16 protein-coding genes are annotated in these 14,626 nt (G+C 34.8%); all 16 read right to left on the bottom strand.

Translation table 11 applies throughout. The features are described 5' to 3' along the window. Positions 1 to 11: 11 nt before the first annotated feature. Positions 12 to 728, bottom strand: a complete 717-nt coding sequence (locus tag Q1W72_RS07640) for a DsbA family protein (RefSeq protein ID WP_099713772.1) — start codon at positions 726 to 728, stop codon at positions 12 to 14. 184 nt (positions 729 to 912) lie between these two features. Then, a complete protein-coding gene (locus Q1W72_RS07645) occupies positions 913 to 2,283 on the bottom strand; it encodes an NADH-quinone oxidoreductase subunit N (RefSeq protein WP_099713773.1) in 1,371 nt (456 codons plus the stop codon). A gap of 12 nt (positions 2,284 to 2,295) precedes the next feature. Then, entirely contained in the window at positions 2,296 to 3,738 is a 1,443-nt protein-coding gene (locus Q1W72_RS07650; RefSeq protein WP_099713774.1) for a NuoM family protein, read from the bottom strand. Between the two features lie 9 nt (positions 3,739 to 3,747). Next, on the bottom strand, positions 3,748 to 5,634 hold the full coding sequence (gene nuoL / locus Q1W72_RS07655) for an NADH-quinone oxidoreductase subunit L (RefSeq protein WP_302137798.1): 1,887 nt from the start codon (positions 5,632 to 5,634) through the stop codon (positions 3,748 to 3,750). 6 nt (positions 5,635 to 5,640) lie between these two features. Then, complete coding sequence (gene nuoK, locus Q1W72_RS07660) at positions 5,641 to 5,961, bottom strand: NADH-quinone oxidoreductase subunit NuoK (protein WP_066079401.1); 321 nt, start codon at positions 5,959 to 5,961, stop codon at positions 5,641 to 5,643. A gap of 1 nt (position 5,962) precedes the next feature. After that, positions 5,963 to 6,475, bottom strand: coding sequence for an NADH-quinone oxidoreductase subunit J (locus Q1W72_RS07665; RefSeq protein WP_091172454.1), 513 nt, complete (start codon positions 6,473 to 6,475; stop codon positions 5,963 to 5,965). After that, the gene (locus tag Q1W72_RS07670) at positions 6,475 to 7,020 is read right to left on the bottom strand and encodes an NADH-quinone oxidoreductase subunit I (RefSeq protein WP_131915650.1); all 546 of its coding nucleotides are present in this window, start codon (positions 7,018 to 7,020) and stop codon (positions 6,475 to 6,477) included. Before Q1W72_RS07670 ends, Q1W72_RS07665 begins: the two co-directional genes overlap by 1 nt. Positions 7,021 to 7,131: 111 nt before the next feature. Next, the gene (nuoH, locus tag Q1W72_RS07675; protein WP_302137800.1) at positions 7,132 to 8,184 is read right to left on the bottom strand and encodes an NADH-quinone oxidoreductase subunit NuoH; all 1,053 of its coding nucleotides are present in this window, start codon (positions 8,182 to 8,184) and stop codon (positions 7,132 to 7,134) included. Next, positions 8,177 to 9,226 carry a 2Fe-2S iron-sulfur cluster-binding protein gene (locus tag Q1W72_RS07680; RefSeq protein ID WP_099713776.1) on the bottom strand — a complete coding sequence of 350 codons (1,050 nt, stop codon included), beginning with the start codon at positions 9,224 to 9,226 and terminating at the stop codon, positions 8,177 to 8,179. The genes nuoH and Q1W72_RS07680 overlap by 8 nt, the downstream gene beginning before the upstream one ends. An 18-nt stretch (positions 9,227 to 9,244) precedes the next feature. Further along, positions 9,245 to 10,612, bottom strand: coding sequence for an NADH-quinone oxidoreductase subunit NuoF (gene nuoF, locus Q1W72_RS07685; protein ID WP_099713777.1), 1,368 nt, complete (start codon positions 10,610 to 10,612; stop codon positions 9,245 to 9,247). Between the two features lies 1 nt (position 10,613). Further along, the gene (gene nuoE, locus Q1W72_RS07690) at positions 10,614 to 11,144 is read right to left on the bottom strand and encodes an NAD(P)H-dependent oxidoreductase subunit E (RefSeq protein WP_099713778.1); all 531 of its coding nucleotides are present in this window, start codon (positions 11,142 to 11,144) and stop codon (positions 10,614 to 10,616) included. 86 nt (positions 11,145 to 11,230) lie between these two features. Continuing rightward, complete coding sequence (locus tag Q1W72_RS07695) at positions 11,231 to 12,469, bottom strand: NADH-quinone oxidoreductase subunit D (protein ID WP_099713779.1); 1,239 nt, start codon at positions 12,467 to 12,469, stop codon at positions 11,231 to 11,233. A gap of 35 nt (positions 12,470 to 12,504) precedes the next feature. Continuing rightward, positions 12,505 to 13,026, bottom strand: a complete 522-nt coding sequence (locus Q1W72_RS07700; protein WP_099713780.1) for an NADH-quinone oxidoreductase subunit C — start codon at positions 13,024 to 13,026, stop codon at positions 12,505 to 12,507. 4 nt (positions 13,027 to 13,030) lie between these two features. Continuing rightward, a complete protein-coding gene (locus Q1W72_RS07705) occupies positions 13,031 to 13,579 on the bottom strand; it encodes an NADH-quinone oxidoreductase subunit B (RefSeq protein WP_066335808.1) in 549 nt (182 codons plus the stop codon). A 71-nt stretch (positions 13,580 to 13,650) separates the two neighbouring features. Next, positions 13,651 to 14,016 carry an NADH-quinone oxidoreductase subunit A gene (locus Q1W72_RS07710; protein ID WP_099713781.1) on the bottom strand — a complete coding sequence of 122 codons (366 nt, stop codon included), beginning with the start codon at positions 14,014 to 14,016 and terminating at the stop codon, positions 13,651 to 13,653. Between the two features lie 298 nt (positions 14,017 to 14,314). After that, on the bottom strand, positions 14,315 to 14,509 hold the full coding sequence (locus Q1W72_RS07715) for a cold-shock protein (protein ID WP_007137066.1): 195 nt from the start codon (positions 14,507 to 14,509) through the stop codon (positions 14,315 to 14,317). Between the last annotated feature and the right edge of the window lie 117 nt (positions 14,510 to 14,626).

A 14,626-nucleotide genomic window follows, 5' to 3' on the forward strand; every position in this document is an offset into this window, starting at 1 on the left:
GGTTTATAGTTTTAATCACAACCATCGATTCCGCAGCTGTCTCCATCGGTAGCATTTAATAGCGTTACTTTTGAATCAAACTTTCCTTCTTCCCATACTTTCTCTAGTGTTTTCACAAATGTTTCAACATGTTGCGCACCCGAAATAGCATATTTATTATCGAAAACAAAGAAAGGAACCCCTTGAACACCTATAGATTGAGCTGCTGCAATGTCCTGCTGTACTTCATTTGCATAAGCATCAGAATGCAATACTTCATCAATCGCTTCAGCATTCAGTCCTACTTCCAGTCCCAATGCCTTCAATGTATTCAAATCATTAATATTCTTACCATCGGTCAAATAGGCTTTGAACAGTAATTCCTCTAAATCATTTGCCATATTATACTTTTTCGCCAAATGCAACAAGCGATGCGCATGCAATGAATTGGCCATAATCGCTTTTTCAAAATGAAAATCCAAACCTGAATTTTTAGCATTCTGAGTCATATTGTCAAGCATCTCTTGTGCCCAATCGGTATCTTTTCTATATTTTTCTGCCAAATGCTCTACCATATTGTCCTCGGGAGAAGCAACAAAGCCAGCGTCTAGCTGAAAGCTTTTCCATTCAATTTCAACTGCATCTTTATGTTCGAAATTTTGTAGCGCACCTTCAATTCTTCTTTTTCCAATATAACAAAACGGACACATGATATCCGACCAGATTTGTATTTTTAATGTATTTGCCATCTTTCTTTATTTAGTAAACGATTAAATCATTTGTATATACAAATTTAATAAAACTAGTTTGAAATCAATTCGATATTAAGCTTTTATTAGGAATTGAGAGATTGGTTTTATTCGAAGTAATTCATAAAAAAAACCATCAAAATTGCTCTTGATGGTTTTCTGTATATTTTTAAAAAACTTTGGTTTATGCCAATAAATCCAACACAAAAGAAGGGAATAAACCTAATGCAATATTCAAAACAATCGCTATAACAGCAACAGCATAAATAATAACCGGAGTTCCTTTTCTTTCTTCATTTGGTTCTTTAGTGTACATCGCCAAAATTAATTTGAAGTAGTAACCAACGCTTATAATGGAATTTACTACTGCTACAATTACTAAAGCCAAGTAACCCGCTTGAATAGTTTGATTGAACAAAACCAACTTAGCAAAGAATCCTGCAAAAATTGGAATACCAGCCATAGAAAGTAAAGCTGCCGTAAGAATGGCTGCTAATAATGGATTTGTTTTTCCTAATCCGTGAAAATTAACCACATCTTCGTTGTCTCTATTTTTACAAACGTATAAAATTACACTAAAAGCTGCGATTCCAGATAAAGAATACGCTGAGGTATAATACAACAAACTTCCAGCTGATGTAGACAAACTCAATAAAGTCATCAACATAAAACCAGCATGAGAAACCCCTGAAAAAGCCAACATACGTTTTACATTCGTTTGTCTCAAGGCCATAATATTACCAACTGTCATCGAAGCCATAGAAATCACGACTACAATAATTTTGAATGACTCTGAAACATCTGCATTCATAACAGATAATAATTTGTACAAAGTCGCCATCGCAACTACTTTCGCTAAAGTGCTCATTAATGCCGTTGTCAACGCCGGAGAACCTTCGTAAACGTCCGGTGCCCAGAAATGAAATGGAACTGCAGCCACTTTAAATAACATTCCGATAGTTACCAATACAATTCCTATTGGGAACCAAATTGGCAATTCAGCTGATTGTGATAATTCACTGATTTCAGTAACATCAAAACTTCCCATGGCTCCGTAAATTAAACAGATACCAAAAAGAATAATTCCCGAAGCAAAAGATCCCATCAAGAAATATTTCATTCCAGCTTCGTTACTTTTTAAATTCATACGATCACTTGCCGCAAGAATATAAAGCGCAATTGATAATACTTCTATTCCTAAAAAGAACATTGCTAAGTTCCCAAAAGAAACCATCGCCACTGCTCCTGCCAATAAAAATATTTTTATGGCAATATAATCAGAGATTTTAGATTGATGATTTTCGTAAAAGTTATGTCCTAAAGCCACTAAGAAAATGGTAAGCACAATAAACAAAGACGAAAAAGTACTTGAAAATTTACTCACAACAATCATGTTGTTGTAGTAACTCTCGGTAGAATTAAATTCAGATATAGTTAAACCCAGCACTCCCAATAATCCAAGTATTGTTATTGGAACAATGGCTTTCCTTAAATTAAAAATTTCAAATAAAAGGCATAAAACACCTAATCCTATTATAGCTATTAATGTATTCATTTTTTATTTGACTTAGTTAATTCGGTTTATTTGAGTTAAAATTTCTTCCAGACTTGGCGTAATCAAATCGGTAATTGGCTTTGGATACATCCCAAAAAAGAATAAAACACCAATTATTAGTACCAAAGTTATTCCTTCATTGATCGTTACATCAGCAAAAACTTTAGAATTGGTTTCTCCCAACATTGCATGTTGAAACATTTTCAACATATAATACGCTCCTAAAATTATGGTAGTTCCTCCTAAAATAGCAAACCAAATATTAATTTGTGAAAGACTGTATAAGACGGTGAATTCTCCAATAAAGTTAAAAGTAGTAGGCAAAGCAACAGATGCCAATACCAAAATCAAAAACATCGAAGTGAATTTTGGTGATTGCGTACGAATACCACCCATTTCAGCAATCGCTCTGGTTTCATATCTTCTGAAAATAATTTCAGCGGCATAAAACAATCCTACAACAACAAATCCGTGTGCAATCATTTGTAAAACTGCTCCACGCAATCCGTCTAATGTCAAAGTGTATGTTCCTGCCGCAATCAAACCAACGTGAGCCAAAGAAGAATACGCTAATAATTTCTTTAAATCTTTTTGTTTCAATGCTACGATAGATCCGTAAATCACACCTGCAATTCCAAGTCCTATGAAAATATACATGTATTCTTTGGCTGCCAATGGCGCCAATGGCAATTGCCAACGGATAACACTGTACAATCCCATTTTTAGCATGATACCAGATAAAAGCATTGTCCCAACAGTTGGTGCTTTTTGATACACATTTGCTTGCCAAGTGTGGAAAGGAATTAATGGAATCTTAATGGCATACGCCAAGAAGAAAGCCAAGAATATCCACAATTGTTCCGTTGCTGATAAATTTAATTTGTATAAATCTTCTAATAAAAGACTTCCCGCTTTTTGATACATATAAACAAAAGCAACCAACATAAATAAAGAACCGGCAAGTGTGTAGATAAAGAATTTAACTACCGCTTTTTTGCGTTCTTCTGTATCTCCGTTACCCCAAATTAAGGCGATAAAGTAAATAGGAATCAATGCTAATTCCCAGAAAATATAATACAACAAACCATCTGATGCCAAGAAAGTTCCTGCCATTGCAAACGCCATAAACAAGATTAAAGCATAAAATGATTTTGAATTTTTATAGTCATTTCCAAAAGAGGAAAATATAATTATTGGAGTCAAAACTGTGGTCAATAATAGCATTGCCATTGATAATCCGTCTGCTTTTAGAGCAAAAGAAATATTAGGCTGCGTAATCCACTGGTTGATGAAACTGATGTTTTCACCTAAATTATAGTGATTTAATAATACAACAGAAGCGCCTGCAGCAGCTAATCCAAAGAACAAAGCCACTTTTGAAGCCAGTTTATCGCCTGCAAGAAAAGTTGCAAACGCACCAACCAAAAGTATAATTAATATTAGAGATACATTCATAGTATAAGATTATTGAGCTAAAAATAAATAAGAAACAATGGCACAAAGCCCTAATACGAAAACAAAAAGATAAAGACCAATGCTTCCATTTTGTATTTTCTTTCCTTGGTAACTTATTTCGTTGGTAACTTTTCCGAATCCAAAAACTAAAGCTGATAAACCAGTTTCTACAGTGTCTCTGAAAAAACGAGACAAGAAATTAATTGGTTTAACAAAAATAGCGTCATAAATTTCATCAACATAATATTTATTGTAAAGCACTTTAGAAAATCCTGTAATTTCAGCATCTTCAGTCGGAACTGTATTTTGTTTGATGTATTTGGCGTAAGCCATACCAATTCCTACTAATCCACCCACAACAGCAATAGCCATCAAGATATATTCAGTAGTTCCTAAATGGTGTTCTGCAGTTGCTAATTTTGGTAAAATTGGAATCAGATAATGATTCAACCAACTGTTTCCTGGTAAACTAATCAAACCACCGATAGTTGCCAAAATTGCTAAAACAATCAAAGGAATGGTAATCAAAGAAGGACTTTCGTGCAAATGATGTTTTTGTTCTGCGGTTCCTCTGAATTCTTGGAAAAACGTTAAGAACATCAAACGGAACATATAGAAAGCAGTCATTATAGAAGCAACCGAAGCCACTACCCATAACGGAATATTATGATGGAAAGCCACTAATAAGATTTCGTCTTTCGAGAAAAACCCAGAGAACAATGGAACTCCGGAAATTGCTAAAGAAGCAATCAACATTGTTGCAAAAGTAATTGGCATCGCTTTTTTCAAACCACCCATGTTGCGCATGTCTTGTTCTCCGTGCAAAGCATGAATTACAGAACCTGAACCCAAGAACAAACAAGCTTTGAAGAAAGCGTGCGTGATTACGTGGAAAACAGCCACTTCATAAGCGCCTAAACCTAAAGCCAAAAACATTAATCCCAATTGAGAAACGGTAGAATAAGCCAATACTTTCTTAATATCATTTTGAACCAATCCAATGGTTGCAGCAACTAAAGCAGTAACAGCTCCAACTACAGCAATTATCGATTGTACATCTGGAGTTAAATCAAATAAGAAATTCAATCTGGTAATCATAAATATCCCTGCAGTTACCATTGTAGCTGCGTGAATCAATGCCGAAACCGGTGTTGGACCAGCCATCGCATCCGGTAACCAAGTATATAATGGTATTTGTGCTGATTTACCACAAGCTCCAATAAATAAAGCGAAAGCAGCTAAACTAATCATCCAATAATCAAATATTGAGATTGGACCAGACATCGCTGTTTTTAAAGTAGCGTAATCTAAAGTCGAGAATAAATTCCCTAGAATAAAAATCCCAACTAACAACCCTAAATCACCAATACGGTTCATGATGAATGCTTTCTTAGCAGCGTCATTGTACTCTTGGTTTTTATGCCAAAATCCAATTAACAGATATGAACAAAGACCAACGCCTTCCCAACCGATGAACAACACTAATAAGTTACTTCCTATTACCAAAGTAATCATGAAGAATATAAACAGATTCAAATACGCGAAAAACTTGTGCATATTTTCATCATCGTGCATGTAACTGATCGAATACAAATGAATCAAAGACCCAATTCCAGTTACGAAAAGCAACCATAAAATAGATAATTGGTCCAATTGAAATCCAAAATCAACATTGAAATTACTGATTTGGATCCAATCAAAAAGAGCAATTCGAATACCTTCCGGTTGCACAGCTATTCCACTGAAGAAATAAGCAGTCGCAATAAAAGAAACCACTACTGAAAGTGTTCCTATTATTCCTGAAAGCGATTTTCCCAGACTTTTGCCAAAGAAAACATTGATTAAAAATCCTAAAAAAGGAGCAAGAACTAAAACTAAAGCTATATTGGTATTCATTTCCATTTATCCTTTTAAGTTTTTTAAATTATCGATAGTAATTGAACCTAAATTTCTAAAAATAGAAACCAGAATTGCCAATCCTACCGCAACTTCTGCCGCAGCAACAGCCATCGAGAAGAACACAAAAACTTGTCCTTGCGCATCTTGATGATAGGTCGAAAATGCTACAAACAATAAGTTTACTGCGTTCAGCATAATTTCAATTGACATAAATACGATAATGGCATTTCGTCTGTACAACACTCCGAAAACACCAATACAAAAAAGTATTACGCTTAGGAATATATAATTTTCAATACCAATGTGGTTTAAAATATTGTTCATCTTATTTTTGCAATTTTTCTTTTTTAGACAATAACACAGTTCCAATCATAGCTACCAAAAGTAATATAGAAGCAAATTCAAACGGAACCATATATTCATTCAACAGTATTTTACCCAATACTTTTATAGACTGATAATCTTCGCCGGTAGTTACGTATTCTCCAACAATAGGTTTTGAATTGATGAAAATGGCTATCAAAACCAAACAAATCAAACAAAAAGAAACAATAGCTCCTAATCGCGTAATTCTAGGTCGGTGCACTTCTCTTTCCTCATTTAAATTCATCAACATGATGGTGAATAAAAACAAAATCATAATCGCTCCAGAATACACAATAATGTGGACTATCGCTAAAAATTGAGAATTCAATAATAGATAATGACCCGCAATCGAAAAGAAACAAATCACTAAATAAATAGCGCTGTGAATCGGATTTTTGCTAAAAATTGTCAAAAATGCGGTTGCTAATGTGATAGCAGCCAATACACAAAAAATTATAAGTATCGTAGACATTAGTTAGCGTTTTTAAGTTGAGCGTTTTTCATTGCCATTTCCAGAGGCATGACCAATTTGTCTTTTCCAAAGATAAAATCTTCTCTTTCGTAACTGGAAGGAACTAAAACTTTAGAAGTTGTCAGGTAAATTGCGTCTTTAGGACAAGCCTCTTCACACAATCCGCAGAAAATACAACGCAACATATTAATTTCATATATCGACGCATATTTTTCTTCTCTGTACAAATGTTTTTCATCTGCTCTGCGTTCTTCAGCCTTCATCGTAATCGCTTCTGCAGGACAAGACAAAGCACACAAACCACAAGCCGTACAATTCTCACGACCTTCCTCATCACGCTTCAACATGTGCTGACCCCGATAAACCGGACTTCTTTCACGTACTTGCTCCGGATATTGAATCGTTACTTTTCTTTTAAACAAATGCTGAATCGTAATTATCAAACCTTTGACAATCGCAACAAGATACATTCTTTCCCAAAAAGTCATCTCTTTGTTAGAGACTAGCTTTTTTCTTCCCGATAAGGATATACTTTCTATTGACATTTTTTATTTTTATTTGAAGCTTAATCCTGCTATTCGCTATATCTTTTATTTTTTAAAGAAAAAAATAAAAGGATGCCGCTACTATCAGGGCTAGGGCTTTTTCGGTACTAATTAAAATCCTAAATAAGTTGCAATTTCACTTCTCAAAATTACAATTCCGGTAATCATGATATTGATAATGGATAATGGAATCAAAATTCTCCAACCCAAATGCATCAATTGATCGTATCTGAATCTTGGAATGGTCCAACGAACCCACATGTAGAAAAAGATGAATCCACACAATTTGATAAACAAAGCACCAAATCCTATAATGTTGGCAATATTTACACCCCAATTTTCAACAGCCCAACTCATTCCAGGATAATTATATCCTCCAAAGAATAAAACCGCTAAAATCGTAGAAGAAATAAACATATTCGCATATTCAGCAAATAAATAGAACCCCATTTTCATCGATGAATATTCCGTGTGATATCCTCCAATTAATTCACTTTCGCATTCCGCTAAGTCAAAAGGAGTTCTGTTCGTTTCTGCAAAAGCACAAATTAAAAATATAATAAAAGATAATGGCTGATAAAACACATTCCAATTCATTCCTGCTTGTTGCGCAGAAATCTCTCTTAAACTCAACGTTCCGGTCATCATCAACAAAGCAATCATCGAAAGCCCCATGGCAACTTCATAAGATACCATTTGCGAAGCAGCACGAACTGCACCCATCAAAGAGAACTTATTATTAGATGCCCAACCACCAATCATGATTCCGTAAACACCCACTGAAACAACTCCAAAAAAGTATAACAATCCAATGTTTAAATCAGTGGCCTGCAATAAAATATCTCTTCCAAACAAATGCAATTTGTCTCCCCAAGGAATTACGGCACTAGTCATTAAAGCGGTACTCATTGCGATTGCCGGACCTACAAAAAACAAAAATCTGTTTGGTGTATTAGGCTCAAATTCTTCTTTCGAGAATAATTTTAAACCATCGGCAAGCGGTTGAAACAATCCAAAAGGACCGGCTCTATTTGGTCCAACACGATCTTGAAGCCAAGCGGCAACTTTTCGTTCAGCCCAAGTGGAATACATTGCCATCAACATTGTCAAAGCAAAAACTGCAATAATAATGACACTTTTTTCTATGATAATAGTACTATCCATTATTACCCAAGCTTTTTTGATTAATAATGTCTTCTTCAGTCAATGGAATTTCGACCATGCTTATTTTCTTACGGTCTTCTTCTCTACCTAAAAGAATATTTTCTTCAGTAGCGATTTCCACTTTTTGTAATTTTCTGTTGTATTTATTTTGGTTGATAACCGAATCTTTTTCGAATGCTCTTGGTCCTTCAATAGTCCAATCAGCAATATCTTTGTGATCAAAACGACATCCATTACAAATAAATTCATCTACTTCATGGTATTCGTCTTTTCTTCCGGTAACACGTTGGATTTCGTCACCAAACATCCAAACGGTAGTTTTTCCAGAACAAGTAGGGCAATCTCTGTGTGCATTGTAAGGCTTACTGAACCAAACTCTGGATTTAAATCTAAATGTTTTATCAGTTAAAGCTCCTACTGGGCAAACATCAATCATATTTCCGGAGAACTCATTATCTACCGCTTTAGAAATACAAGTCGATATATTAGAATGGTCTCCTCTATCCATTACTCCGTGAACACGATCGTCAGTCAATTGATCTGCCACCATTACGCAACGGTAACAAAGAATACAACGGTTCATGTGTAATTGAATATTTGGACCAATATTTTCTGGCTCAAACGTTCTTTTTTCTTCGATAAAACGAGTTTCTGATTTCCCGTGTTCGAAGCTTAAATTTTGCAAATCACATTCTCCTGCCTGATCACAAACCGGACAATCTAACGGGTGATTAATCAATAAAAATTCCGTTACTGATTTTCTTGCTTCGGTTACTCTTGGCGAAGATTTACTGTTTACTTCCATTCCGTCCATACAACCGGTTACACAAGATGCCATTAATTTAGGCATTGGTCTTGGATCGGCTTCACTTCCTTTGGAAACTTCCACTAAACAACAACGGCATTTTCCACCGCTACCTTTTAGTTTAGAATAATAGCACATTGCTGGCGGAACTACTTCTCCACCTATCATACGTGCTGCCTGCAGGATTGTTGTTCCTGGTTCTACTTCTATGCTTTGACCGTCTATGGTTACTTTCATTTTCTGAAATTCTTGACTTTATACGATTACTTTAGAAACTAAATGCTTTACTTTTTCAAAAGGTTCAGCAACAAAATGATCTCTATTTTTTATTTTTTCCGGGAAACGAATATGGTATTCAAACTCTTCTCTAAAGTGACGAATTGCTGCTGCCACTGGCCAAGCCGCCGCATCACCTAATGGACAAATGGTATTTCCTTCAATTTTACTTTGAATGCTTAAAAGCAAATCGATATCTTCTTCACGTCCATGACCATTTTCTATTCGGTGCAATACTTTTTCCATCCAGCCTGTACCTTCACGACAAGGGGAACATTGTCCACAACTTTCATGGTGATAAAAACGAGAGAAATTCCAAGTATTACGAACAATACAAGATGTATCATTGTAAACAATAAATCCGCCTGATCCTAACATAGAACCTGTAGCAAATCCACCGTCACTTAACGATTCGTATGACATCAAACGATCTTCACCGTTTGCAGTTTTGTAAATTAAATTCGCAGGTAAAACGGGAACAGAACTTCCTCCCGGTACAAATGCTTTTAAAGGTCTGTCAGAACTCATTCCGCCTAAATATTCATCTGAATTCATGAATTCGTAAACACTTAAGCCCAATTCAATTTCGTAAACACCAGGATTTTTGATATGTCCTGAAGCCGAAATTAATTTGGTTCCTGTAGAACGTCCAATACCAATTTTAGCATATTCCGCTCCTGTATTATTGATAATCCAAGGCACAGCGGCAATTGTTTCTACGTTATTTACAACCGTTGGATTTGCCCAAAGTCCTGAAATAGCAGGAAATGGTGGTTTGATACGAGGATTTCCTCTTTTTCCTTCCAATGATTCAATCAATGCAGTTTCTTCACCACAAATGTAAGCTCCGGCACCACAATGAACATAAAGTTCTAAATCGTACCCTGAACCTAATATATTTTTACCCAAAAATCCAGCGGCTTTTGCTTCATTAATGGCTCTTTCTAATATTTTATAAACCCACATGTATTCTCCACGAATGTAGATGTAAGATAGGTTTGCACCCAATGCATAGCTGGAAGTAATCATTCCCTCAATCAATAAATGAGGAATAAATTCCATCAAATAACGGTCTTTGAAAGTTCCTGGCTCTGATTCATCCGCATTACAAACTAAATGTCTTGGTTTTCCTGATTTTTTATCAATAAAACTCCATTTCATTCCTGCTGGGAATCCTGCTCCACCACGACCACGCAATCCTGAAGTTTTCACTTCCTCAACTACTTCGTCTGGCGTTAATGTTTTTAGGGCTTTTTCTACTGAAGCATAACCACCGTTTTGACGGTATACTTCGTACGTTTTAATTCCTGGAATATTTATTTTGTCTAATAATATTTTTTGTGACATATTATTTATCGTGTAATATTATTGTATCGTTTTTGCAATCATCAATTAACTCGTCGATTTTTGCTGCCGTCAAATGTTCTTTGTAAAAATCGCCTAATTGCATCATTGGAGCGTAACCACAAGCACCTAAACATTCAACACCTCTAACTTCAAACAGACCGTCTGGAGTAGGCTCACCTACTTTTACACCTAGTTTTTCACAAGTATAATCCATTAAATCCTCTACTCCATTCAAACAACAAGGAGAAGTTTGACAAAATTCAAACATGTATTTTCCAACTGGTCTTTGGTTGTACATCGTATAAAACGAAACTACTTCATAAACTTCAATTGGTTTAATCAAAAGGATTTCGGCTACTTTATTCATTAATTCAATACTCAACCAATTGTCGTGAGCATCTTGAACTTCATGTAAAACAGGCAATAAAGCCGATTTTCTTTTGTCTTCAGGATAATGACTGATAAGTTCATTGATGCGAGCCATCAATGCTTCAGTCATATTTATTTCTTGTTTGTGATACGTACGTTCCATTTTTTATTATTTCAAATTTTGAATCCTAAATTTTAAATGTTTTTTGACTTCCATTCCTAATTTACAATTCATCATTTATAATTTTATTAAGCGTCTAATTCTCCGGCAATAACATTTAAACTTGACAAAATAACAATTGCATCCGATAGTAATGAACCTTTAATCATTTCTGGATACGCTTGATAGTAAATAAAACAAGGTCTGCGGAAATGTAATCTATATGGAGTTCGACTTCCGTCAGTAACCAAGTAAAAACCTAGTTCTCCATTTCCACCTTCAACAGGATGATATATTTCGGCAACTGGAACAGGAACTTCACCCATCACAATTTTGAAATGGTAAATCAACGATTCCATACTGGTGTAAACATCTTCTTTTGGAGGAAGATAATAATCCGGAACATCGGCATGAAAGTCATTTCCTTCCGGCATTTTTTCTAATGCTTGACGAATGATACTCAAACTCTCCCAAACTTCGGCATTACGAACGCAAAAACGGTCGTACGTATCTCCAGATTTCCCAACAGGAATAATAAAATCAAAATCCTCATAAGAAGAATACGGTTGCGCTACACGGACGTCATAATCGACACCTGCAGCACGTAAATTTGGACCTGTAAATCCGTAAGCCATAGCTTGTTCAGCCGTTATAGCTCCAACATTTACAGTTCTGTCAATAAAAATTCTATTTCTTTCGAATAAGTTTTCAAATTCTTTCCAGGCAGCAGGAAATTCCGCTAAAAACACATCTAATTTTCTAAAAGCTTCTGGTGACCAATCTCTTTCGAAACCACCAATTCTTCCCATATTAGTAGTCAAACGAGCTCCGCAAATTTCTTCGTAGATTTCATAGACTTTTTCTCTAAATTGGAACACATACAAAAATCCGGTGTACGCTCCGGTATCCACACCAAGGATTGAATTACAGATGATATGATCCGTGATTCTAGCCAATTCCATTACAATTACTCTTAAATATTGCGCTCTTTTAGGAACTTCAATATCCAACAATTTTTCTAATGTCATCCACCAACCCATATTGTTTATAGGCGATGAACAATAGTTCATTCTATCAGTAAGAGGTGTGATTTGGTAAAAAGGACGATTTTCAGCGATTTTTTCGAAAGCTCTGTGAATGTAACCAATAGTTGGTTCCGCTTCTAGAATTCTTTCTCCATCCATCAACAAGATATTTTGAAAAATACCGTGTGTAGCTGGGTGAGTAGGCCCTAAATTTAAGATCGAAAGCTCGCTTCCGTCATCGTTTAGTTGGGCTGCAATTCTTTTAGCATAGCGATGCTCTGGTGGTAATAATAGTTCTGACATTTATTTAATGTGAAAAATTATAATAGTGAGTATTTTTAATAATTGTCGGTTGTTCTTCCAAAGAAACGGTCATCTTTATCTGTTCTACCGCTATCTTCCATTGGAAATTCTTTTCGCATTGGAAAAGAAATCATTTCATCCATATTCAAAATACGTTTCAATTGCGGATGACCAATGAAGTTTATACCATAAAAATCATACGTTTCTCTTTCCATCCAATTAGAACTCAAGAAAATGTTTGATATCGTTTTTATTTCTGGGTTTTCACCGTTGATAAAAGCTTTGATTTTAATCCTTTTGTTTTCGTACCAATTATGCAAATGATATACCACTGCAAATTGATGATCAACATCATTGTCAGGATAGTGAATCCCACACAAATCAGTTAAAAAATGAAAACGTAATGTTGGGTCATTTTTCAAAAAAAGAATCACTGCCGTAATTTTATCAGCAGCGACTTCAAATGAAAATATATCTCTTTCCTGATTGAATTCAAAAACAGCTGAATCAAATGTTTCAACTAATTTTTCTTGGATTTGTATCGTTTCTAGCGCCATTATTTTATTTGATATTATAAGAAGCTAATAATTCTTGGTATTCTGGAGAACTTCTTCTTCTTACCGATTCCGTTTTAACCAATTCTTGCAATTTCATAACACCGTCAACAATTTGCTCTGGTCTTGGCGGGCAACCCGGAACATAAACATCAACCGGAATTACTTTATCAATCCCTTGTAAAACAGAATAAGTATCAAAAATTCCACCAGATGAAGCACAAGCTCCAACTGCGATAACCCAACGAGGTTCTGACATTTGCTCATAAACCTGACGTAAAATTGGCGCCATTTTTTTCGAAATCGTCCCCATTACCATTAGCATATCCGCTTGACGAGGAGAAAAACTCACTCGCTCCGAACCAAATCGTGCCAAATCGTAATGCGAAGCCATTGTTGCCATAAATTCAATCCCACAACAAGATGTTGCAAAAGGCAAAGGCCACAAAGAATTTGCACGAGCCAATCCCACAACATCATTCAACTTTGTAGCAAAGAAACCTTCACCAACAACGCCTTCCGGAGGGGCAACCATATTTATATTTGAATCACTCATTTTTTATTATTTTGAATTATAAATTCTGAATTACAATGACATCATTTAAATTCAGCATTTAAAATAAATTTTTATTCCCACTCTAATGCTTTCTTTTTGATGATGTAGAAAAATCCCACCAAAAGCAAAAGCATAAAAATCACCATTTTAACCATTCCTTCCATTCCCAATTCCTTGAAATTGATTGCCCATGGATACAAGAAAATTACCTCAACGTCAAACAAAACAAATAAGATGGCCACAAGGAAATATTTTACTGAAAATGGAATTCTCGCATTTCCAACAGATTCAATCCCACATTCGAAGTTCTTATCTTTGATTTCAGAAGATCTTTTAGGGCCTAATTTTCCTGAAACTATTATAGTTCCTACAACAAATCCTACAGCTAGGACAAACTGCATTAAAATTGGTATATAATTTAATTGATCGGATTGCATATTATCGATTTTTTTGAATAAAAATAAGCCACAAAGATAACTTTCAAATTATTAAATAACAATAAAAACTCAAAAATACATCGCAACTACAACGTTGTAAATTTACAATTTTTATTAATTATAAATAAGAAAAGATTTTTATCTTAAGATGTGTTTAACGTTTAAAAATTTAACAATTCTAAAAAGAAGGTTCATTTATTCCGAAAATGACAACAATTTTGAATAAAAAAAAACGTCCCGAAATAATTCGGAACGTTTTTTAAACATTCGTAGGCAAAAAAAATTAATTTTTTTATGCTTAGATCACTGCTACTTTCGCAGCAACTTTTCCTTTTCTTCCTTCTTCTTCTTCATAGCTAACTCTGTCACCTTCGCGTAATTCTTCCGCGTTGATTCCTGATGCATGAACAAAAATGTCTTTTCCTGTTTCTTCGTCTGTAATGAATCCGTAACCTTTAGATTCATTGAAAAATTTAACTGTACCTGTACGCATTGTAATAGTAATAATAATTTATAATGGAGCAAATGTAATATTTAATATAATACGAAAGACATTCTTCTCTTTTTATTTTGTAAAAATATTGATATTCAACGTTTTCTAACAAATTTA

Source organism: Flavobacterium sp. ZE23DGlu08, assembly GCF_030505335.1.
Taxonomy (GTDB): domain Bacteria; phylum Bacteroidota; class Bacteroidia; order Flavobacteriales; family Flavobacteriaceae; genus Flavobacterium; species Flavobacterium algoritolerans.